Consider the following 21,926-nt stretch of genomic DNA (forward strand, 5'->3'; position numbering starts at 1 on the left):
ATGTTTACTTTTTACGATTTAAACAATAATAAAGTGGAATTAAGTTTCGGTGGTCCTCCTTTTCCAATGGAACCCGGACATGTGCTGGTGCTTGTCCAAATGGATGGGAAATGGCTTTGTGCCATCAATGAAAAACGCGGTGTTGAGTTTCCGGGAGGCAAAGTGGAGCCTGGTGAAACGCTCGTGGAAGCAGCGAAGCGGGAAGTGTACGAAGAAACCCGCGTACATATAAAGGATTTGAAACTGTTTGCCCACTATACGGTTTATGCACAACCACCTTTTTGTAAAGCGGTTTTTACTGCAAAAGTGGAGAGAATCGACCCGTTTTTGAAACAATATGAAACAAGCGGACGGCTGTTTTTGAAGATGGAAGAAGCGTTGAATCATCCCGGCGCCAGTTTTTATATGAGGGATGCAGGAATGAAAAAGATGATGCAGGAAGTGAAGCGTTTTGAAAGAGAATGGCAGTATTGAATCGATCAGAAAATATCCTTCCCCCAATCCCCATGTGGAACTTGAGGAAATTGTTTATTGGTCGGATGGATTGCGGGTAAAAGGATTGCTTGCAAAGCCCATTGAAGAAGGTTCTTATGAAGGGCTGCTTTACTTGCGCGGCGGATTGCAGTCGGTGGGGATGGTAAGACCTGCCCGGATTGCCCAATTTGCATCCCATGGTTTTGTTGTATTTGCTCCTTATTACCGGGGAAATCGGGGGGGAGAAGGGAGGGACGAGTTTGGCGGCGATGACCGCTTGGACGCCCTTTATGGAATCAAAGTATTGAAGAATTTGGCCAATGTTGATTCTGTCCATCTTTTCGGCTTTTCCCGAGGGGGATTGATGGCATTATGGACGGCCATTTTAAGCAAAGATGTCCGTTCTGCCGTTACATGGTCGGGCGTATCCGACCTGGCAGCTCTTTATCATGAAAGGGTCGATTTAAGAAGGACGTTGAAGCGGCTGATTGGCGGATCCCCCAACAAGTATCCTGAAATATATGCGGAACGTTCTCCCGTATATGAAGTCGATCGCATTCAGGCACCGGTTCTCATTATTCATGGCACCGAAGATCAGAATGTAAGCATTGAGCAATCCTATAAATTGGAAAGGGCGTTGAAGGAAGCGGGAAAGCCATACGAGACTTGGTATATGGCAGGGTTGGCCCACCATTTTCCGCCCCATCTCAATCGGGAAACAGTGCAATCCATTTGCAAATGGATGATCGACAAGGGAAAGGACAATAAAAAGTAGGGATCAGAATTTTCCTTTTCGAAAATTTAAATATGAACAAAAGAAAAATGCTATTGGCCAATGCCAATAGCATTTTTTATCGGGAATTAAACTAATGGTCCACCTTTTTTCAAGATATCTTCCGGAACATTGTTAAACTTTTTGAAGTTTTCTTTGAACAAGTTTGCCAAATATTGGGCTTTCTCGTCATATGCCGCTTTATCTTCCCAAGCTTCACGAGGATCCAGCACTTCGCTAGGAACTCCTTCGATTTGTGTTGGAATGTGCAATCCAAAGATCGCATCTTGTTTCGTTTCTACATCATTTAGTTTTCCATCAATCGCAGCACGTACCATCGCGCGTGTATAAGAAAGTTTCATGCGGCTTCCAACACCGTATTCGCCGCCAGTCCAACCTGTGTTCACCAAGAATACTTGAACATCGTGCTTATCGATTTTTTCACCCAACATTTCAGCATATCTTGTCGCAGGAAGCGGCAAGAAAGGAGCACCGAAGCATGTTGAGAAAACTGGTTCTGGTGAAGTGACACCGCGTTCTGTACCAGCCAATTTGGAAGTGAATCCGCTTAAGAAGTGGTACATTGCTTGTTCTTTAGTCAATTTGCTGATTGGAGGAAGCACCCCAAAAGCATCCGCAGTCAAGAAAATGATCGTTTTTGGATGACCGGCAATTGATGGTGTCACGATATTTTCGATGTAATGGATTGGATATGCCGCTCTTGTATTTTCAGTTAAAGTATTATCATCGTAATCAGGCACGCGTGTAGCCGGATCGATTACAACGTTTTCCAATACAGTACCAAAGCGAATGGCATTATAAATTTCCGGTTCTTTTTCAGCAGATAGATTGATTGTTTTTGCGTAGCAACCGCCTTCGATATTGAATACGCCATTGTCAGACCAACCATGTTCATCATCACCAATCAATTTCCGGTTGCTGTCTGCGGAAAGCGTTGTTTTACCTGTACCGGATAAACCGAAGAATAATGCTACATCGCCGGCTTCACCAACGTTGGCTGAGCAGTGCATTGAAAGAATTCCTTTTTCAGGCAATAAATAGTTCATAATACTGAAGATGGATTTTTTCATCTCGCCGGCATATTCTGTGCCGCCAATCAGAATGATTTTCTTTTCGAAAGAAACGATGATGAATGCTTCAGAATTTGTTCCATCCACAGCTGGATCCGCTTTGAAACCAGGTGCTGAAACAATTGTGAAGTCAGCATCATGTGAAACCAATTCTTCTTGAGTTGGACGGATGAATAATTGATGGCAGAAAAGATTGTGCCAAGCGTATTCATTTACGACTTGAATTGCCAATTGCGAATCTTTATCCGCTCCGGCAAAGCCTTTGAATACGAATAGCTCATCTTTGTCTTTCAAGTAATTTAAAACTTTGATATACAAGTTATCAAACACTTCAGAAGAAATTGGTTGGTTTACGCTTCCCCAGTCGATTTTACCTTTGATGCTTTCTTCTTCGACGATAAATTTATCTTTTGGAGAACGTCCGGTATATTTTCCAGTTTCGGCAACAATGGCGCCATCAGTTGTGAGTCTCGCTTCCCCGCGAATAACCGCTTTTTCAACCAATTGCGGCACCGATAATTGGGTGTTTATATTTTTACCTTTTAATAATTCCTTCAGCTCATTTGCAACTTCTACTGAATTCATCGATTAAATACCATCCTTTTTTTATTTTTAGGGAAATTATTCTTTGTTATATAATACAAAAAATAGTATAACACATTGGGTGGAATAATCTATACTAATCCTTAAAATTTATTTATGAAATTTTTTGACTTCTCTTCCAACCTCCTTGAAGAAAATGGAATTATGAAAAGACAGTAGACAAATAAGAAAAAACATTTGACAATGCAGTATAGATTACGTAACATGTTGCATGAACGGATACTCTTATCCAGAGCTGGTGGAGGGTTAAGGCCCTATGAAACCCGGCAACCTGCATTATCTATATAATAATGCGTGGTGCTAACCTGATGCAAGGGATTCCCTTGAACGATAAGAGTGAAAGGTAGAGATTTCAGTTCCTTTCCTCATGCAGAAATGTGGATAGGAACTTTTTTTATTCAAATCAATCCGGCATATATTCAAGCTAAAATAGATTAGCGAGTTTTATACCTTTCATTATCCTCGTAATGTTCCTTACGGGCGGAAGTCGGAAAGGATCATGGATAATGAGTACCGTATCATAAAGAGCTTCGTCTCAACAATTTAGGAGGAAAATGAATGTCAAAACGTCGGCTGTTTACATCAGAAAGTGTAACGGAAGGGCATCCGGATAAAATTTGTGACCAAATCTCCGATGCCATTTTGGATGCGATACTTGCAGAAGATCCAAATGCAAGAGTTGCTTGCGAAACGATTGTAACAACGGGATTGGTCCTTGTTACAGGAGAAATTACAACAACAACATATGTAGATATTCAAAGCATTGTTCGTAATACGGTTGCGGAAATTGGATATACGCGAGGAAAATTTGGATTTGATGCGGAAAACTTGGCGGTGCTCACTGCAATTGGCGAACAATCACCGGACATTGCGGAAGGTGTGGACCGAGCATTGGAAGCCCGGGAAGGATACATGACGGATGAGGAGATTGAAGCGATCGGTGCTGGCGACCAAGGGTTGATTTTTGGATTTGCTTGCAATGAAACGCCTGAATTGATGCCTCTTCCGATCAGCTTGGCGCATCAACTTTCCAGAAGATTGACGGAAGTCCGCAAGTCGAAAGAAATCCCTTATTTGCGTCCGGACGGGAAAACGCAAGTGACGGTAGAATATGATGAAAACAACATTCCTCGCCGAATCGATACGATTGTTATTTCAACTCAGCATGATGAGGGCGTCACTCAAGAACAAATCAAAGAAGATATAATGGAAAAAGTGGTCAAAACCATCATTCCTGCAGAGTTGTTGGATGGGGATACAAAGTATTTCATCAACCCGACTGGCCGATTCGTAATTGGTGGACCTAAAGGGGATGCAGGGCTCACTGGCCGCAAAATCATTGTCGATACGTATGGAGGATACGCCCGTCACGGTGGGGGAGCATTCTCCGGCAAGGATCCGACAAAAGTGGATCGTTCCGCTGCCTATGCGGCTCGTTATGTAGCGAAAAACATCGTTGCATCCGGTCTCGCTGACCGTGTGGAAGTTCAGTTGGCTTATGCAATCGGTGTCGCCCGTCCTGTATCCATTTCCATCGATACATTCGGAACGGGAAAAGTGGCTGAAAACCAATTGGTTGAATGGGTAAATGAATTGTTCGATTTGCGTCCTGCAGGCATCATCAAAATGCTTGATCTGCGCAGACCGATTTACAAACAAACGGCTGCATACGGCCATTTTGGACGCACAGACATCGATTTGCCTTGGGAAAGAACGGACGTGGCGGAAAAATTACGCCAAAAAGCGGGAATATAATATAATATGAAATGCAGGCAAACAATATGCCTGCATTTTTCATTTATTTCTTTAATGATTGATAATATTTCCCTTTTTGAACGTATTCGTTAATGATGCGATCCATATCTTTCCGTTCCGCTTCGGTCACTTCCCGCACGACTTTTGCGGGATTCCCCATCGCAACGGAATTGGGCGGGATTTTTTTCCCTGGAGGCACTAAACTTCCAGCTGCAATAAGCGCCCCCTCGCCGATTTCCGCACCGTCCAAAACGATTGCCCCCATGCCGATTAATGCGCGTTTGCGGATAATGCAGCTATGTAGAGTCACCTGATGGCCGACGATGACCTCATCCTCAATAATGAGAGGGTTGTTCGGACTTTGATGCAAGCAGCTTAAATCCTGTATGCTGCAACGTTTGCCGATGATCGTTGGCGCCACATCCCCGCGGATGACCGTACCAAACCAAATGGTCGTATCTTCGTCAATGGTTACATCGCCGGTAATTGTCACATGCTCTGCAATATATGCGGAAGGATGGATTTTTGGTTCTTTGTCGTGATAAGGATAAATCATCGCAATGCTCCCCATTTCTAATGTATTATTTATGTATATTATCCTAACAAATAAGAAAATTTTTGAAAATAGAACGAACATCTTGTTGATGAAAGTTTTAGAGAAATAGGAGGACCGCTATGTGGAAGTGGGAAACGGATGTACAAGCGAAAGCGGTGGTTGTAATTGTACATAGCGCTTTTGAACACCATCGCTGGTACGCATGGTTGATTGAAAAATTGAGAACGGAAGGCTTTCATGTGGTAATGGGGGATTTGCCCGGCCATGAAGAAGGCTCGAGATATACAAGAGTACATGATGAATTGATTGATGAATATTTGCTTTTCATTAAACAATTGATGCAAAGTGCCCTTCAATATCAACTGCCGGTATTTGTCATTGGACATGGGTTGGGGGGGACACTGGCAATCCAATTTTTGCGGAAAACGAAATTGGAGTGCGCAGGGCTTATTCTGACCGCCCCATGGTTCCAATTGCAGAAACATTCAAATTTACTGGCTAGTGCTTTGGCAAGCATGAATTTGGCACCAAATAAAAAAATATCATTGGAATTAAATAAACGACTGTTGACCCGAAATCCGGAGGGGATTTTAGAAATGGAGGATGATGTGCCCTATCATTCCAATGTGACTGTACGATGGTACCGGGATATTCAGCAATTAATGAAAAATTTGGCCACTCAGCAGGAAAGAACATTGACGTTGCCGATTTTGCTGATTACGCCGAATCAGGATAAAGTGGCGGACTCGGAAGCGGCCAGAAAATGGTTGTTGTTGCAAAAAACCAGGGAATTTCAATACAAGGATTGGCCATATAGTTACCATAATATTTTCCATGACCTTGAACGGGAAGAAGTATTTTTATATGTTCGGGATTTTATCAATAATGTACTTCGATCCATCGGTTACATCGTTTAATCTATTTGATTTGTAATATTTTGATGAAAATTATTTTCAAAAAATGATATCAGAAATATTGATTGATATTATTAATTTTTGTAATATTAAAATATTCTTTCAGAAAATAGTAAAAATTATTCAATTTAATTTCAAAGGGGTGTGGGTATGGTAGAAAATGCTTTGAACTGGATTTATGATATCCTTTGGGGTCCTATCATGATTTATGGGATTTTGATCGTAGGACTTGTGTTTTCCATTTTGACCAGATTTGTTCAGATCCGAAAAATTAAAGAAATGTTTGTCCTGATGTTTAAAGGGCAAAAATCCGATGCCGGAATTTCATCATTCCAGGCATTGACGGTGGCTTTATCGGGACGTGTAGGCACAGGTAACATTATCGGTACTGCCAGTGCCATTGCCTTTGGTGGACCTGGTGCGGTATTTTGGATGTGGGTCACGGCCTTTATCGGTGCATCAACCGCTTATGTGGAATCGACACTCGCTCAAATATATAAAACAAAAAAATTGGGAATCTATCGCGGTGGGCCGGCGTATTACATGGAAAAAGGAACAGGACAGCGCTGGTTCGGAGTCGTGTTTGCGATTGCCGCCATTTTGGCGATGGCCATTTTGATGCCTGGGGTTCAATCCAATGCCATTGTCAGCGCAATGGATAATGCCTTTGACATCTCTCCATGGATTACCGGTTTAATTACGATTGTTTTATTGGGTTTCATAATTATCGGTGGGGTTAAACGGATTGCCAACGCCGCTCAAATCATCGTTCCGTTTATGGCGCTTGCCTATATTTTAGTAGCGTTCATCGTAATTATTATGAATATTTCCGAAGTGCCTGCAGTGTTCGGGTTGATTTTCCGCAGCGCTTTCAATGTGGATGCCACATTCGGTGGAATGATTGGTGCCGCCATCGCTTGGGGGGTAAAACGTGCGGTTTATTCCAATGAAGCCGGTCAAGGTACAGGACCTCACGCGGCGGCTGCAGCGGAAGTATCCCATCCGGTCAAACAAGGTTTGGTTCAGGCGGCATCCATTTATATTGATACATTGCTTGTATGTTCCGCGACGGCATTAATGATATTATTCATGGGCACATATAACACGAATGTGAATAGCGCTGATGGGGAATTGATTGTGGAACATGTGCCTGGCCATTCTTATACTGAATTTACTCAGCTTGCAGTAACCGGAGCGTTTCCGGGATTAAATAACTTCGGTTCTGCATTTGTTGCAATCGCATTGTTCTTCTTCGCTTTCACAACATTAATGGCATACTACTATATTGCAGAGACAAACGTCGCTTATCTATTCTCCGGCCGGACAGAAGGGGTTGTTACTTGGATTTTAAAATTTGTCCTTCTTGCATCCGCATTCTATGGCGCCGTAAGAACATCCGATTTGGCATGGCTCTTGGGGGACATCGGTCTTGGTTTGATGGTATGGACGAACGTAATCGGAATTATCATATTAGCGAAACCGACCTTTGTTGCCTTAAGAGATTATGAGCAACAAAGAAAAGCAGGAAAAGATCCGGTGTTTGATCCAATCAAGTTGGGAATCAAAAATGCAGATTTTTGGGTTGAGCGATTGAAACAAAATCAAAATAATGAAAAATAAATAAAATAACTGCCGACCTTTATTCAGGGTCCGGCAGTTTTTTCATTTTTTCCAAAGCGATGAGAAATGGAGGATCGTTTTTTTGATTAATAAATTCATAGCGGAGTACGTGAACATATTTTTGAGGCAGCTGACTCACATACTCGATGACCGCATCCCTTTCTTCTTTTCCGCCTTCATGTCCGTGATAAATCACCAAAACGATGATGCCGCCGATTTTTAATTTCGAAAGCAGCTGCTGAATGGCGGAGATGGTTGTTTCCCCTTTGGTGATGATGTCATGATTTCCTCCTGGCAAATAGCCCAAATTGAAAATGGCTCCGGCCACTTCTCCATGCACATATTTGGAAAGATGTTCATGTCCATCTAAAATGACGTGAGCCCTTTTTTCCAGTCCATGCTCTTTTAAACGCCCGATGGTTGCATCCACGGCTTGCTGCTGGATATCAAAGGCATAAACGGCACCGGAATCCCCCACCAGTTGTGCAAGAAACAGCGTGTCATGGCCATTTCCCGCAGTGGCATCAACGGCGGTATCCCCTTCAGTGATCACCGAGGAAAGCAATGTTTTTGCGTAAGGCAATACCCGCTCCAGCATTATCCGTTCACTTCCGCTTGATAATATTTTCCTTGCCAGGAATTTCTCCGCTCCAATTCCGCATCGATGCCGTTCAACACTTCCCATTTATTGACGCTCCACATCGGACCGATCATCAATTCGATCGGACCATCGCCGGTAATGCGGTGGACCACCATATTTGGAGGAAGAATTTCCAATTGATCTGCCACAAGTTTGATATATTCATCCCGTTCAAGGAAACGCAACATGCCCTTTTCGTACTGTTTGACCATCGGCGTGCCTTTTAACAGATGCAATAGATGGATTTTGATGCCCTGCACATCCAATTTTGCCACTTCCCGTGCGGTTTCCATCATCATATCGTAATCCTCGAGCGGCAGGCCGTTGATAATGTGGGTACAAACGCGAATGTTATGTTTGCGGAGTTTTTCCACCCCTTCAACATATGTTTGATAATCATGGGCGCGGTTGATTAAGTTGGCCGTTCTTTCGTGGACCGTCTGCAAGCCAAGCTCTACCCATAAAAAAGTTCTTTCATTCAGTTCTGCCAAATATTCCACAACATCATCCGGCAGGCAATCGGGGCGGGTGGCGATGCTCAAACCGATGACCCCTTCGCAATTCAGGGCCGCTTCAAATTTTTCTTTGATGACCGGAAGCGGAGCGTGGGTATTAGTGAAAGCCTGGAAATAGGCCATTGTTTTACCGTCTTTCCATTTATTTTGCATTTTCGCTTTAATTTTTTCGAATTGAACAGGAATCGGATCCACCCGGTCGCCGGCGAAATCCCCGCTGCCGGCCGCGCTGCAGAAAGTGCAGCCGCCAAAGGCGACGGTGCCGTCCCGATTCGGACAGTCGAAACCTGCATCCAACGCAACTTTATATACTTTTTGTCCGAACACGTCCCGCAAATAGCGATTCCATGTATAATAACGTTTCCCGTCGGAAGGGAATGGAAATTGTTGTTCTGTCAATGGTTTCACTCCTTACTGGTATTCACCGAAAGCTATAGTTGCTCAAACCGTAAAATTGCGTGGAATACCATAACACATTATAACACTGAAAAATCTGTGATGTAATCTGATTAGTCATACCGTGTACTTTATAATAATTTTCACAATATTGGATATAATAGGAAGTAAAAATGGCAAAAGGAGTATTCCAATTGATCTTACAAATTATTGGAGGCAAAAATTTTATTGGATTCATCCTTTTCTTTGTGCTCTATATTTTCAGCATGATTTTTGGCTTTTTTAAACATTCTTTGTTTTTTGCATTCAGCGTCATCGGATTGATAGGGGCAGTCATTTTCATTGTCCGGATCGTTTCCAATTTGCTGAAGGAAATCAGGAGGAGAAATACAGAATGATGTGTGGACTTAGAAAATGATGGTGGGGAGACTGGCGGTAAAGAAAAATTTAGTCTAAAATGTTTATTGGTCCGGCATTGTCATACTACAATAGGACTTGTATATTTTTAATATTTCCATTAAAATATATACATTGAAAATATGTCCGACTAGGAGAAGGAATAGTAGATTCTGAAGCTTTGCAGAGAGCTAGCGGCCGGTGGAAGCTAGTAAGCGGACGGATCGAACTCGCCTTTGAGTCTGTTTTAGCGAAGCAAGTAGTTAAAACCGTTCACCGCGTTAAGGTTATGAGCTGAGTGCATGTGTCACTAATTTGGGTGGTACCGCGGGAGTGAAAACTCTCGTCCCTTCTCTTCGGGTTGGGGCGAGTTTTTTTATTTTTCAAATATTCCGTTAATTCTGGCACTTTTTAGGATAATCTGGTAATACAAAATTCATTTTTATCAAAAAAGGCAGCAATACATTAAATCAAGGAGGATATACCCATGACTTACAATCATCGAGAGATTGAGAAAAAATGGCAGGAATATTGGGCGAAAAATAAAACGTTTAAAACATTAAACGATGATTCAAAACCGAAATTTTATGCATTGGATATGTTCCCTTATCCGTCAGGAGCAGGTCTTCATGTGGGACACCCGGAAGGTTATACGGCAACGGATATATTATCCCGCTTTAAACGCATGCAAGGCTACGATGTGCTTCATCCAATGGGATGGGATGCATTCGGTCTTCCAGCCGAACAATATGCGTTGGATACAGGAAACGACCCTGCAGAATTCACGGCAAAAAATATTGCGACATTTAAAAGACAAATTCAGGAACTTGGTTTTTCATATGACTGGGATCGGGAAATCAATACAACGGATCCGGAATATTACAAATGGACTCAATGGATTTTCATCCAATTATATAAACATGGTTTAGCGTATATTGACGAAGTGCCTGTGAACTGGTGTCCGGCCCTCGGTACCGTGCTTGCCAACGAAGAAGTGATCGACGGTAAATCCGAACGCGGCGGTCATCCTGTCATCCGCAAACCGATGAAACAATGGATGTTGAGAATAACGGCCTATGCAGACCGTTTATTGGAAGATTTGGATGAACTCGATTGGCCTGAAAGCATCAAAGAAATGCAACGAAATTGGATTGGCCGTTCGGAAGGTGCCGAAGTTACATTTACAGTGCAAGGGACGGACAAAACATTCCGCGTGTTCACAACCCGTCCGGATACCCTTTTCGGAGCAACTTACTGCGTTCTTGCACCGGAGCATGAATTGGTAAATGAAATCACAACTCCTGAACAAAAGGAACAAGTGGAAGCTTATCTTGCGCAAGTTCAAACAAAATCCGATTTGGAACGTACAGACTTGGCGAAAGAAAAAACAGGTGTATTCACTGGTGCGTATGCAATCAATCCTGTAAATGGAAAAGCCATTCCGATTTGGATTGCCGACTATGTGCTCGCTTCATACGGAACTGGTGCCATCATGGCGGTTCCTGCTCATGACCAACGCGACTATGAATTTGCGAAAAAATTCAATTTGCCGATCATTCCTGTTTTGGAAGGCGGAAATATTGAACAGGAAGCATTTACAGGAGATGGGCCACACATCAATTCCGATTTCTTGAACGGTTTAGGAAAAGAAGAGGCGATTAAGAAAGCCATTGAATGGTTGGAAGAAAAAGGCGTAGGTGAGAAAAAAGTTTCTTACCGTCTTCGAGACTGGTTATTCAGCCGCCAACGTTATTGGGGTGAACCAATTCCAGTCATCCACTGGGAAGATGGTACGATGACAACGGTACCAGAGGAAGAATTGCCGCTAAGATTGCCGAAAGCAAAAGATATCCGTCCGAGCGGAACTGGGGAATCCCCTCTTGCCAACATCGAAGAGTGGGTGAATGTGGTCGATCCGAAAACAGGAAAACGCGGCCGCCGGGAAACCAACACAATGCCTCAGTGGGCAGGCTCCAGCTGGTATTTCTTAAGATATATCGATCCGCACAACAAAGAAAAACTTGCGGACGAAGAATTGCTGAAACGCTGGTTGCCGGTGGATATTTACATTGGCGGGGCGGAACATGCCGTTCTTCACTTGTTATATGCCCGCTTCTGGCATAAATTCTTATATGACCTTGGGGTGGTGCCAACAAAAGAACCATTCCAAAAATTGTTCAACCAAGGCATGATTTTAGGTGAAAACAACGAAAAAATGTCCAAATCAAGAGGCAATGTGGTAAATCCGGACGATATTGTACGAAGCCATGGTGCGGATACATTGCGTTTATATGAAATGTTCATGGGACCTCTTGATGCTTCGGTTGCGTGGTCAACGAAAGGCCTTGATGGGGCGAGACGCTTCTTGGAGCGCGTATGGAGACTATTTGTTGCGGAGGATGGAAAACTTTCTAATAAAATCCAGGAATCCGATGATAAAACATTGGAAAAAGTATACCATCAAACGGTGAAAAAAGTGACGGAAGACTTCGATCACTTGCACTTCAATACAGCCATTTCCCAATTGATGGTGTTCATCAATGAATGTTACAAAGTCGAAGTGGTTCCAAAAGAATATGCGGAAGGCTTTGTAAAAATGCTTTATCCAATCACACCGCATTTCGGTGAAGAGCTTTGGTCAATTTTAGGTCATAATGAGACCATTACATATGAACCTTGGCCAACATACGATGAAGCGAAACTGGTTGATGATGAAGTGGAAGTCGTTGTTCAAGTCAACGGTAAAGTGCGTTCAAAAGTAACAGTGCCAAAAGATGCTGCAAAAGAACAATTGGAGCAAGTGGCAAAAGAAGATGAAAGAGTAAAAGAGCATATTGATGGGAAAGAAATTGTAAAAGTGATTGTGATTCCAGGAAAACTTGTGAATATTGTTGTCAAATAATTGAACATGACTCGAAAGGTGCCATACTTTTCGAGTCATGTTTTATTTTTCATGAATTCTTACTAAATTATCAGTTTTATGAAAAATTCTATTGACTTATGACATTATCAAACTTATTATTTATATCAAATTACTAAGAATTTGAAGTGCTGACTAGACAAACTAGAGGCCGTAATATTCCAGATGAAACATTCGTTGAATGTAGAGGAATATTGCGGCCTTTTCTGCTGCAAAGGGGTTGTGCACTGAGAAAACGGCATGGTGTGGCTCCGGTAACAATTCAGAATTAACGAATGTAATCAAATTTTATTAATTTTCTTTTTTTTACAAAAAGGTATTGAAAAAACAGGGAATCTTTTCGTAATATATAAAAAACACAAATACTAAGTTTACCAATAAGAATTCAATGTTTTAGTTTATATTGGCTGAAAGATTAATATAAAATGCGAGGGAATAAAATGGGAAAAGTATATATCGTAGGGGCTGGTCCTGGAAGCGTGGATTTGATTACGGTCAAAGGACTGAAATGTATTCAACAGGCGGATGTCATTTTATATGATCGCCTCGTATCAAAAGAGTTGCTCTCTTATGCAAAACCAAGTGCTGAACTTATTTTTGTAGGAAAATTACCAAAATTGCATCATGTGATCCAAGAAAGAATTAACAAATTACTGGTGCAGCATGCAAGAAAAGGAAAAATTGTAACAAGATTAAAAGGCGGCGATCCTTTCGTCTTTGGCCGTGGGGCGGAAGAAGCGGAAGTATTGAGGGATGCAGGCATTCCTTTTGAAATTGTGCCGGGCATCACTTCCGGAATTGCTGCACCCGCCTATGCAGGGATTCCCGTCACCCATCGGGAACTGGGCTCCAGTTTCGCCATCACCACCGGTCATTTGAAAGAGGGGAAAGACGAAGGGATCAATTGGAAGGGGTTGGCGGAATCCGTAGATACGTTGGCGATTTATATGGGAGTTGGGAATTTGCCATATATTACGGAACAATTAATGAAATATAAGCGAAATCCGACCACTCCTATCGCTTTAATTGAATGGGGCACTACCAACCATCAAAGAGTGGTGACCGGTACTTTAGAGACGATTGTAGAGATAGCTGAAAAAGAAAAAATCCAAAATCCCGCAATGATCATTGTGGGGGAAGTGGTAAAAATGCGTGAAAAAATTGCATGGTTTGAACAATATCAGCAGGCTTTGCGGGAGACGGTGTAATCAAACGGAGGGATGAAATTGCAGGCATTGTTGTATGTGGCTCATGGCAGCCGGGTAAAAGAAGGAAACTGGGAGGCGATCCGGTTCATTGAATCCGTGAAGCCCCATTTCAATGTGGAAATCCAGGAACATTGTTTTTTGGAACTGGCTGAACCATCCATTCTGCAAGGGGTTGAGCTTTGTGTTTCAAAAGGTGCCACAAGCATTGCAGTCATCCCAATTTTATTGCTTTCGGCAAATCATATTAAAGTCGATATCCCGCAGGAAATTGAAAAAGCCAAAGCATTATTCCCTAATGTTACATTCTCAATCGGAGAACCGCTTGGAGTTCATGAAAAGCTGATTCACAGTCTGCACAATCGGGTGTTGGAACAAGGACCAATGATTCCAAATGAAACCGACATTTTATTGATTGGACGAGGAAGCAGCGATCCAAGCGTACAAAGGGATTTAGGGCGCATTGCCAAGCTCCTTCAACGAACATACGATTACGCCAAAGTTGATACTTGCTTTCTGTATGGCAACGGCACATCCTTCGATGAAAAAATACTGACATTAAGTGAAAGCGAAAATCGGGTGTATATCATCCCGTATTTGCTGTTTACCGGGTTGTTGAAATTAAGTATCCAGAAAAAGGTTGCACAACAAGGGTTTTCTGAGCAAGTTGTGTTATGCGGCTGTTTAGGGTATGACGAAAACGTACGCCAAGTATTGATTGAGAGAATTGAAGAATCGTTATATTCATTTGTGGGGAGTGATTGAAATGGATAAAAAACAGCAAAATTTTGAAAAAGCGGTGGAAAGCTTGAAAAAAATGCTTAGCACAATGAGTTATGGCTCCATCACTTTAGTTGTGCAGGACAATTTTATTATTCAAATCGAAAAAAACGAAAAGATCCGATTAAAGTAAAGAAAATCATTTATTCGCAGAGGTGTGTAGTGTGTTAGAAGTCATCAATAGTCCTTTTAATGAAAAACAAGTGAAGCAGTTGAATGAATTATTGCCAACATTGACACCACAGCAAAAAATTTGGCTTACTGGATATTTAACTGCAACAACGGGCATTGCCGTTATCGATGCTCCTGTGGAAAAAATAGCATCACCATCCGTTGTACAGTCACCGTCACCGGCAAAAAAACATGTAACGATTCTTTATGCCAGTCAAACAGGGAATGCACAAAAACTCGCTGAAAAATATGGCAACCAGCTGCAGCAATTGGGCCTTGATGTCACGGTTTCTTCAATGAGCGATTTTAAAACAAACGCATTGAAAAAAGTTCAATATTTGCTCATTGTGGCAAGTACCCATGGCGAAGGGGAGCCGCCTGATAATGCGATTTCCTTCCACAACTTTTTGCACGGAAAGCGGGCTCCAAAACTGGATCATGTGACTTTTGCCGTTCTCTCTTTGGGAGACTCCAGCTATGAATATTTCTGCCAAACGGGAAAAGATTTCGATTTGCAGCTTGAAAAATTGGGAGCAAAGCGACTGGTGGAACGGGTGGACTGTGATCTTGACTATGCGGAACCGGCAGAAAAATGGTTTGAGGCTGTAAAAGATAAATTGCTGGGAGAAGCTGCCGCAGCTCCCGCCAATATTCAGGAAGCGGCCGCGACAACATTGCAGGAAGTGAAGGAGTATTCACGCAAAAACCCTTTCCATGCGGAAATCATTGAAAAAATCAACTTGAACGGGCGAGGTTCCAACAAGGAAACAATCCATTTGGAACTTTCGCTGGAGGATTCAGGAATAGTCTTTGAACCCGGGGATTGTCTGGCCATTATACCGTTCAACAATAAACATCTCGTTGATTCGTTAATTGCCTCATTAGGATTTGATCCAAGGGAGCAAGTTGTCGTAGATGAATCAACTCTTTCTTTGGAAGAAGCGTTATTGAATACATTGGAAATCACGCTGTTGACCAAACCGTTGATGAGAAAGCTTGCGGAATTTACAGAGAATGAAAAATTCCATGCTCTACTTGAAGACCCGGAAGCTTTAAAACAATACATTGAAGGCCGCGATCTGCTGGACGTTGCAACCCAATTCGGTCCATTCCAATGGGATGCCCAAACGTTCGTCAATTGCCTAAGAAAAATGCCCGCCCGCCAATACTCCATATCAAGCAGCTTATCGGCATATCCTGATGAAGCCCATGTGACAATCGGCGTTGTCCGTTATGAAGTGGACGGAAGGGAAAGACATGGGGTTTGCTCAACATATATCGCCGATCAGTTGGATGTGGGCGATCAAGTACAAGTGTATGTACAAAAAAATCCGAACTTCAAACTTCCGGACGATGAAACACCAATCATTATGATTGGACCAGGTACCGGTGTCGCTCCTTTCCGTGCTTTCGTTCAGGAGCGGGAAGAGCGGGGCGCTTCGGGCGAAAATTGGCTGTTCTTCGGGGATCAACATTTCATGACCGATTTCCTCTATCAAAAAGAATGGCTCGGTTGGTTGAAATCCGGAGTGCTTACGAAACTGGACGTCGCTTTTTCCCGGGATCAAGAGGAAAAAGTGTATGTGCAACATAAAATGCTGAAAAAAGCGAAAGAATTTTATGAATGGTTGGAAAAAGGCGCCGCCGTTTATGTCTGCGGAGACAAAGAAATGGCGAAAGATGTGCAGGAAGCCATCGTGCAAATCATCCAGGAACAAGGCAACAAATCCGAAGAAGAAGCACGGGAATATTTAGAAGAATTACGGAAACAAAAACGTTATCAGCGGGATGTTTACTAAGGAGGAAACATACGTGACGAAAAAAATTGTGTTACCACCGCAAGAGGGAAAACCAAGTGATGTGGAGGAAGTAAAGAAAGCGAGCAACTATTTGCGCGGAACATTGGCGGAATCCTTTCAAGATGAACTATCAGCCGCCATTCCTGATTGGGACAATAAATTATTAAAATTCCACGGAAGCTACATGCAAGACGATCGTGATGAGAGAGTGGAGAGGGAAAGAAAAAAATTGGAACCCGCCTATCAATTTATGGTGCGTCTACGTTTACCGGCCGGTGTCGCGAAACCTGCCCAATGGATCAAATTGGATGAATTGGCGGATCGATACGGCAACGGTTCATTAAGAATCACGACCCGTCAAACGATCCAATTCCACGGCATTTTAAAATGGAATATGAAAAAATATATGAAAGAATTAAACAGCGTTTTGATCGATACGATTGCCGCGTGCGGCGACGTGAACCGCAATGTGATGTGCAACGCCAATCCATATCAATCAAAATTGCATAAAGAAGTATCGGATTATGCAACGAAAATCAGTCAGCATCTCCTTCCAAGAACCAACGCTTATTATGAAATCTGGCTGGATCACGAGAAGGTTGTGGATACACAGGAAGAGCAGGAACCAATCTATGGTGCCCTTTACTTGCCGCGCAAATTCAAAATCGGCATTGCCGTACCGCCTGCCAATGATGTGGATGTATTCTCACAAGATATCGGTCTGATCGCCATCATCGAAAACGATGAATTGGTCGGCTTCAACGTGGCAATCGGCGGCGGAATGGGGATGACCCACGGCGATACGAGAACATATCCACAATTGGCGAGATTGGTAGGATTTGTGCCAAAAGATAAAATTGTGGACGTCTGCGAAAAAATTATGACCGTACAGCGTGACTATGGCAATCGTTCAGACCGCAAACAAGCCCGCTTCAAATATACAATCGACCGCCTTGGTTTGGAAAATGTGAAAAAAGAAATCGAAAAGCGGTTAGGTTATGAATTTGAAGAAGTGCGCGACTTCCATTTTGAACATACCGGCGACCGTTACGGCTGGGTGAAAGGGGATGACGGAAAATATCACTTCACCCTATTTATCCAGAACGGCCGGATCCGGGATTTCGAAGGTTACCCATTAAAAACCGCCCTTCGTGAAATCGCGCAAATCCATAAGGGCGAGTTCCGCTTTACCGGAAACCAAAATTTGATCATTGCCAATGTAAGTCCAAGAGCGAAGAAAAGCATTCAACAAATCATTGATAAATATCAATTGACGGAAAGCGAAAACTATTCGGCTCTCCGCCGGAATTCCATCGCTTGTGTCGCTCTGCCGACTTGCGGATTGGCCATGGCGGAGTCTGAGCGTTACTTGCCAACCCTCATCCAAAAAATCGAGCCGATGTTGAAGGAATTTGGCTTATATGATCAAGACATCGTCATCCGCATGTCAGGATGTCCGAATGGATGTTCAAGAGCGGCCATGGCGGAAATTGGATTCATTGGAAAAGGGCCAGGAAAATACAACTTGCATTTGGGAGGAAGTTTCGAAGGCACACGGCTCAGCAAAATGTATAAAGAAAACATCGGAGAAGAAGAAATATTAGCGACTTTAAGACCGATTTTTGCACATTATGCAAAAGAGCGGCTTGAAGGGGAACATTTCGGGGATTTCGTCATCCGTGCGGGCTATATTGAGGCTGTGACGGATGGAAGAGACTTCCACAAACAAAAATCAAACGTATAATCAACTTAATATCGCTTCTGCCATGTCATGAAAGGGATTCGATTTTCCTGCTTTTTGCGTCAATTCATGTATTCGCCATGTTGTTTATAAATAAAAACCCCTTGGAAATTGACATGGCGGAAGCTTTTTTAATGACTGCTTTCCTTTCCCGCATTCATTCCTGCAATACGGCCGGTCACAAGGGCGCTTGTGATGTTGAATCCCCCGGTGTAGCCGTGGATATCCAATATTTCACCGCAAAAATATAATCCTTTCTTTTTCTTGGAAGCCATTGTTTTAGGATCGATCTCCTTGATCGACACCCCGCCGCCAGTGACAAAGGCTTTTTCCAACGGCAGCGTCCCATGTACATCCATCGTAAAGGCAATCAATTCATGGGCCAGTTTTCGTAAATGTTCCTGGGAGACTTCCGCGCAAGGTTTGGATGGGTCTATTCCGCATCTCCCAAGTAAAAATAATAACCATCTTTCGGGCGCCAAAAGCTTGAATAAATTTTTCACCGATTTTTTCGGTTCTTTTTTTACGAGCTGGTTCAAATATTGGAAGCAGGTTTCTTCGTTGAATTCCGTCAATGTTTGGATACGGATTTGGACAGGCGCACCGCCATTTTTTTTCATTTCTTTTACGGCAAATTGGCTGCAACGCAATATGGCGGGCCCGCTTAGACCAAAATGGGTAAAGAGCATGTCCATTTGATGGGTTACAACCGGTTTTCCTTTTTTATTCAATACGGAAACCGCCACATCCCTTAATGCCAACCCTTGCAACTGTCGGGATTGAATAAACGGTTCTTTCGAGGTAATGGGAACTTCCGTTGGATACAGTTCCGTCACTGTATGGCCAGCCCGTTCAGCCCAAGCATAACCGTCCCCGGTGGATCCCGTTTGTGGCACCGCTTTTCCTCCAACCGCTAAAATAACCGTTTTACTGCGGATTTCAGAACCATCCTGAAGACGAACCCCCAACACTTTCTCATCATCCATCAACAATTTGCTCACCGCTGTTTGCAACCGGATTTCCACATTCAAACGTTTCAATTCTTTCGTCAAGGCATCCACCACATCCTGGGCGCGATTGGAAACCGGAAACATGCGTCCATGGTCTTCTTCCTTCAGAGGCACACCCAAACGTTCAAAAAACAGGATGATGTCTTCATTGTTGAAAATGGAAAAGGCGCTATAAAGGAATCGGCCATTGCCTGGTATATGTTTGATGATTTCATCCACCGGCAAACGGTTTGTCACATTGCAGCGGCCGCCTCCGGATATGGCAAGTTTTCTTCCGAGTTTGTTGCCTTTTTCGATCAACAATACGTTCTTCTTTTGTTCTCCCGCCGCAATGGCCGCCATGAGTCCGGACGGCCCTCCGCCGATCACTATGCAATCGTACATAATTGATTCTCTCTTTCGTCTAGTTTTATTCTGACCATATTATACACAGAAGAAGGGGGAAAGAAAAAATTCTTTCATTCAGGCAAAGGGATGCTTAAAAATTGAGAATCTAGAAAAACTGATTTCATAGGAAAATTGTATAGTTCTGTCCAGTTTAGTACAATTGAGAAGATTCATTGAATCTTGAAATGAATCGTTTTATAATCATAATTCGGTATGATTACGGAAAAATTTCTGATAAAATATTCTTGTTATGCAGAAAGTAGAGGCGAAAAAATATGTGTGGATTTATTGGATATATACATGGAACAGAAGAAATAGATCATCACGAAACAATTGAACGCATGATGGATACAATTATCCATAGGGGTCCGGACAGCGGCGGCAAGCACGTGGATGAGAAAGTGTCCCTTGGATTTCGCCGGTTAAGCATCATCGATTTGTCCGATGCGGCGAACCAACCTCTTTATAGCGAAGATGGAAGCATCGTGTTGGTTTTTAACGGGGAAATCTACAATTTCCAAGAGTTGCGGGAAACATTGATTGAAAAAGGATATAATTTTAAAACAAGATCCGACAGTGAAGTGCTCATTTATAGCTACATGGAATACGGAGAAGAATTTGTCAAACAATTGCGCGGCATGTTCGCTTTTTGCATTTGGGACAAGAACCGCAATCAAATGATGCTTGCCCGGGACGGTTTTGGAATCAAACCTTTATATTACACAAACCATACAAAAGACAATACATTCATTTTCGGATCCGAAATCAAATCTTTTTTACCTCACCCGGCTTTTATTAAAGAAATGAACAAAGATGCGTTGCGTCCGTATTTGACATTCCAATATTCCGCAATGGACGAAACGTTTTTTAAAGGCGTTTATAAATTGCGTCCGGCCCATTACATGATTATCCGGGACGGCAAAATTTCCAAAATGGAAAAGTATTGGGATAAAAAATATCATGCGAAAGACAACACCCTTGAATACTATGTGGAAGAAATCCGCAAAACGGTGAAAGAGTCCGTTGAAGCCCACAAAATCAGCGATGTAAAAGTCGGTTCTTTCTTATCGGGAGGAATTGACTCAAGCTATGTTACAGCCCTTTTGCGTCCAAACAACTCCTTCTCTGTCGGATTTAAAAACTATGAAAAAATGTTCAATGAAACGGATCATGCAAAAGAATTGTCCGACATTTTGAATATCGAAAATAAACGGACTTACGTAAGCGCCGATGAAGTGTTCGAAAAACTGCCTACGATTCAATGGCATATGGATGAACCCCAATCCAATCCATCATCCGTACCGCTTTATTTCTTATGCGAATTGGCGAGCAAAGATGTAACCGTTGTATTATCCGGTGAAGGGGCCGACGAAATTTTCGGCGGATATGAGTGGTATCAGCCTTCCAAACGGATGGAAGCCTATGAAAAAATTCCGTTCGGATTAAGAAAACTCATCGCAAGCATCGCAAAGAAACTGCCGAAAAATAAATATACAAACTTCCTTGTCAAAGGTGGACAAACGATCGAAGAACGCTTTATCGGCGAAGCGGTCGTATGGGATGAAGAAGATGCATTGAATGTATTGAAACCGGCTTACCGCAGCGGCCCAAGTGTGCATTCCATCACAAAACCGATTTATTCGGAAGTCCCTTATGAAGATGACGTGACAAAAATGCAATATTTGGATTTAAACCTATGGTTGCCAGGGGATATTCTATTAAAAGCGGACAAAATGAGCATGGCCCATTCCCTTGAATTGCGCGTGCCGTTTTTGGATAAAAAGGTGATGGAACTTGCCAAAAACATTCCGACACAATATCGCGTCAACGAAAAAGATACAAAATACGCATTGAGACTGGCTGCCCTTAAAGAGTTGCCTGAAGAATGGGCAAAACGGAAAAAACTTGGATTCCCTGTACCGATTCGCCATTGGCTTCGGGAAGAAAAGTATTATAATTTAGTAAAAGAAGCGTTCCAATCCGATTATGCGAAGGAATTTTTCAATACGGACCAATTGGTGAAGTATTTGGATGACCATTATCATCAACGGGCAAACTATGCAAGATACATCTGGACTGTATATGTGTTCCTTGTATGGTATAAACGTTTCTTCGTTGATATGAAATAATTCAAAAAAAGTGCCGGTTTTCAATGTTGTTGAAAACCGGTGCGATTCCACG

At 42.6% G+C, this 21,926-nt stretch carries 18 protein-coding genes, 1 riboswitch and 1 other annotated feature; of the genes, 13 read left to right on the forward strand and 5 right to left on the reverse strand.

Translation table 11 applies throughout. The features are described from left to right. The gene (locus NSS77_RS11615) at positions 1–474 is read left to right on the forward strand and encodes an NUDIX domain-containing protein (RefSeq protein ID WP_342468868.1); all 474 of its coding nucleotides are present in this window, start codon (positions 1–3) and stop codon (positions 472–474) included. Next, the gene (locus NSS77_RS11620) at positions 452–1,249 is read left to right on the forward strand and encodes a prolyl oligopeptidase family serine peptidase (protein ID WP_342468869.1); all 798 of its coding nucleotides are present in this window, start codon (positions 452–454) and stop codon (positions 1,247–1,249) included. The genes NSS77_RS11615 and NSS77_RS11620 overlap by 23 nt, the downstream gene beginning before the upstream one ends. An 86-nt stretch (positions 1,250–1,335) precedes the next feature. Here the strand turns inward: NSS77_RS11620 and pckA are convergent, their stop codons facing one another. Next, complete coding sequence (gene pckA / locus NSS77_RS11625) at positions 1,336–2,922, reverse strand: phosphoenolpyruvate carboxykinase (ATP) (RefSeq protein ID WP_342468870.1); 1,587 nt, start codon at positions 2,920–2,922, stop codon at positions 1,336–1,338. A gap of 240 nt (positions 2,923–3,162) precedes the next feature. Continuing rightward, positions 3,163–3,277: riboswitch (SAM riboswitch) on the forward strand. A gap of 221 nt (positions 3,278–3,498) precedes the next feature. Here pckA and metK point away from each other — a divergent pair. Next, on the forward strand, positions 3,499–4,695 hold the full coding sequence (metK, locus tag NSS77_RS11630) for a methionine adenosyltransferase (protein ID WP_342468871.1): 1,197 nt from the start codon (positions 3,499–3,501) through the stop codon (positions 4,693–4,695). 43 nt (positions 4,696–4,738) lie between these two features. On the opposite strand, the gene NSS77_RS11635 is transcribed toward metK, so the two are convergent. Next, positions 4,739–5,251: a gamma carbonic anhydrase family protein gene (locus NSS77_RS11635; RefSeq protein WP_342468872.1), complete on the reverse strand. Its 513-nt coding sequence runs from the start codon at positions 5,249–5,251 to the stop codon at positions 4,739–4,741. 119 nt (positions 5,252–5,370) lie between these two features. On the opposite strand from NSS77_RS11635, the gene NSS77_RS11640 reads away from it, so the two are divergent. Both NSS77_RS11640 and NSS77_RS11645 read left to right on the forward strand, forming a co-directional pair. After that, the gene (locus tag NSS77_RS11640; RefSeq protein WP_342468873.1) at positions 5,371–6,168 is read left to right on the forward strand and encodes an alpha/beta hydrolase; all 798 of its coding nucleotides are present in this window, start codon (positions 5,371–5,373) and stop codon (positions 6,166–6,168) included. A gap of 147 nt (positions 6,169–6,315) precedes the next feature. Further along, on the forward strand, positions 6,316–7,785 hold the full coding sequence (locus NSS77_RS11645; RefSeq protein WP_342468874.1) for an alanine/glycine:cation symporter family protein: 1,470 nt from the start codon (positions 6,316–6,318) through the stop codon (positions 7,783–7,785). A gap of 19 nt (positions 7,786–7,804) precedes the next feature. Here NSS77_RS11645 and NSS77_RS11650 read toward each other — a convergent pair whose 3' ends face one another. Together NSS77_RS11650 and NSS77_RS11655 are read right to left on the reverse strand one after the other, a co-directional pair. Then, positions 7,805–8,386: a class I SAM-dependent methyltransferase gene (locus NSS77_RS11650; RefSeq protein ID WP_342471265.1), complete on the reverse strand. Its 582-nt coding sequence runs from the start codon at positions 8,384–8,386 to the stop codon at positions 7,805–7,807. Beyond that, entirely contained in the window at positions 8,383–9,339 is a 957-nt protein-coding gene (locus NSS77_RS11655; protein WP_342468875.1) for a TIGR01212 family radical SAM protein, read from the reverse strand. The genes NSS77_RS11650 and NSS77_RS11655 overlap by 4 nt, the downstream gene beginning before the upstream one ends. Positions 9,340–9,509: 170 nt before the next feature. On the opposite strand from NSS77_RS11655, the gene NSS77_RS11660 reads away from it, so the two are divergent. From NSS77_RS11660 to cysI, 7 genes are all read left to right on the forward strand, one after another. After that, the gene (locus NSS77_RS11660; RefSeq protein ID WP_342468876.1) at positions 9,510–9,734 is read left to right on the forward strand and encodes a hypothetical protein; all 225 of its coding nucleotides are present in this window, start codon (positions 9,510–9,512) and stop codon (positions 9,732–9,734) included. Between the two features lie 142 nt (positions 9,735–9,876). Next, positions 9,877–10,086, forward strand: a binding site (T-box leader). Positions 10,087–10,219: 133 nt separating this feature from the next. Continuing rightward, on the forward strand, positions 10,220–12,634 hold the full coding sequence (gene leuS / locus NSS77_RS11665; protein WP_342468877.1) for a leucine--tRNA ligase: 2,415 nt from the start codon (positions 10,220–10,222) through the stop codon (positions 12,632–12,634). 458 nt (positions 12,635–13,092) lie between these two features. Then, complete coding sequence (cobA, locus tag NSS77_RS11670) at positions 13,093–13,860, forward strand: uroporphyrinogen-III C-methyltransferase (RefSeq protein ID WP_342468878.1); 768 nt, start codon at positions 13,093–13,095, stop codon at positions 13,858–13,860. 12 nt (positions 13,861–13,872) lie between these two features. After that, on the forward strand, positions 13,873–14,622 hold the full coding sequence (locus NSS77_RS11675) for a sirohydrochlorin chelatase (RefSeq protein WP_342468879.1): 750 nt from the start codon (positions 13,873–13,875) through the stop codon (positions 14,620–14,622). A 1-nt stretch (position 14,623) separates the two neighbouring features. After that, positions 14,624–14,770 (forward strand): YezD family protein, encoded by a 147-nt coding sequence (locus NSS77_RS11680; protein ID WP_342468880.1) that lies wholly within the window; start codon positions 14,624–14,626, stop codon positions 14,768–14,770. Between the two features lie 31 nt (positions 14,771–14,801). Next, positions 14,802–16,607, forward strand: coding sequence for an assimilatory sulfite reductase (NADPH) flavoprotein subunit (locus NSS77_RS11685; RefSeq protein ID WP_342468881.1), 1,806 nt, complete (start codon positions 14,802–14,804; stop codon positions 16,605–16,607). A 13-nt stretch (positions 16,608–16,620) separates the two neighbouring features. After that, positions 16,621–18,351 carry an assimilatory sulfite reductase (NADPH) hemoprotein subunit gene (gene cysI / locus NSS77_RS11690; protein WP_342468882.1) on the forward strand — a complete coding sequence of 577 codons (1,731 nt, stop codon included), beginning with the start codon at positions 16,621–16,623 and terminating at the stop codon, positions 18,349–18,351. A 128-nt stretch (positions 18,352–18,479) separates the two neighbouring features. On the opposite strand, the gene NSS77_RS11695 is transcribed toward cysI, so the two are convergent. Next, the gene (locus NSS77_RS11695) at positions 18,480–19,742 is read right to left on the reverse strand and encodes an NAD(P)/FAD-dependent oxidoreductase (protein ID WP_342468883.1); all 1,263 of its coding nucleotides are present in this window, start codon (positions 19,740–19,742) and stop codon (positions 18,480–18,482) included. 278 nt (positions 19,743–20,020) lie between these two features. On the opposite strand from NSS77_RS11695, the gene asnB reads away from it, so the two are divergent. After that, the gene (asnB, locus tag NSS77_RS11700) at positions 20,021–21,874 is read left to right on the forward strand and encodes an asparagine synthase (glutamine-hydrolyzing) (protein WP_342468884.1); all 1,854 of its coding nucleotides are present in this window, start codon (positions 20,021–20,023) and stop codon (positions 21,872–21,874) included. Positions 21,875–21,926 lie beyond the last annotated feature (52 nt).

Source organism: Ureibacillus sp. FSL K6-3587, from assembly GCF_038593165.1.
Classification (GTDB): Bacteria; Bacillota; Bacilli; order Bacillales_A; family Planococcaceae; genus Ureibacillus; species Ureibacillus suwonensis.

Excerpts from the sequence above, each read along its gene's own strand:
- NSS77_RS11615 (WP_342468868.1), top strand. The coding sequence starts at position 1 with ATGTTTACTTTTTACGATTTAAACAATAATAAAGTGGAATTAAGTTTC.
- pckA (WP_342468870.1), bottom strand. The coding sequence starts at position 2,922 with ATGAATTCAGTAGAAGTTGCAAATGAGCTGAAGGAATTATTAAAAGGT.
- metK (WP_342468871.1), top strand. The coding sequence starts at position 3,499 with ATGTCAAAACGTCGGCTGTTTACATCAGAAAGTGTAACGGAAGGGCAT.
- NSS77_RS11635 (WP_342468872.1), bottom strand. The coding sequence starts at position 5,251 with ATGATTTATCCTTATCACGACAAAGAACCAAAAATCCATCCTTCCGCA.
- NSS77_RS11640 (WP_342468873.1), top strand. The coding sequence starts at position 5,371 with ATGTGGAAGTGGGAAACGGATGTACAAGCGAAAGCGGTGGTTGTAATT.
- NSS77_RS11645 (WP_342468874.1), top strand. The coding sequence starts at position 6,316 with ATGGTAGAAAATGCTTTGAACTGGATTTATGATATCCTTTGGGGTCCT.
- NSS77_RS11660 (WP_342468876.1), top strand. The coding sequence starts at position 9,510 with ATGGCAAAAGGAGTATTCCAATTGATCTTACAAATTATTGGAGGCAAA.
- leuS (WP_342468877.1), top strand. The coding sequence starts at position 10,220 with ATGACTTACAATCATCGAGAGATTGAGAAAAAATGGCAGGAATATTGG.
- cobA (WP_342468878.1), top strand. The coding sequence starts at position 13,093 with ATGGGAAAAGTATATATCGTAGGGGCTGGTCCTGGAAGCGTGGATTTG.
- NSS77_RS11675 (WP_342468879.1), top strand. The coding sequence starts at position 13,873 with ATGAAATTGCAGGCATTGTTGTATGTGGCTCATGGCAGCCGGGTAAAA.
- NSS77_RS11680 (WP_342468880.1), top strand. The coding sequence starts at position 14,624 with ATGGATAAAAAACAGCAAAATTTTGAAAAAGCGGTGGAAAGCTTGAAA.
- NSS77_RS11695 (WP_342468883.1), bottom strand. The coding sequence starts at position 19,742 with ATGTACGATTGCATAGTGATCGGCGGAGGGCCGTCCGGACTCATGGCG.
- asnB (WP_342468884.1), top strand. The coding sequence starts at position 20,021 with ATGTGTGGATTTATTGGATATATACATGGAACAGAAGAAATAGATCAT.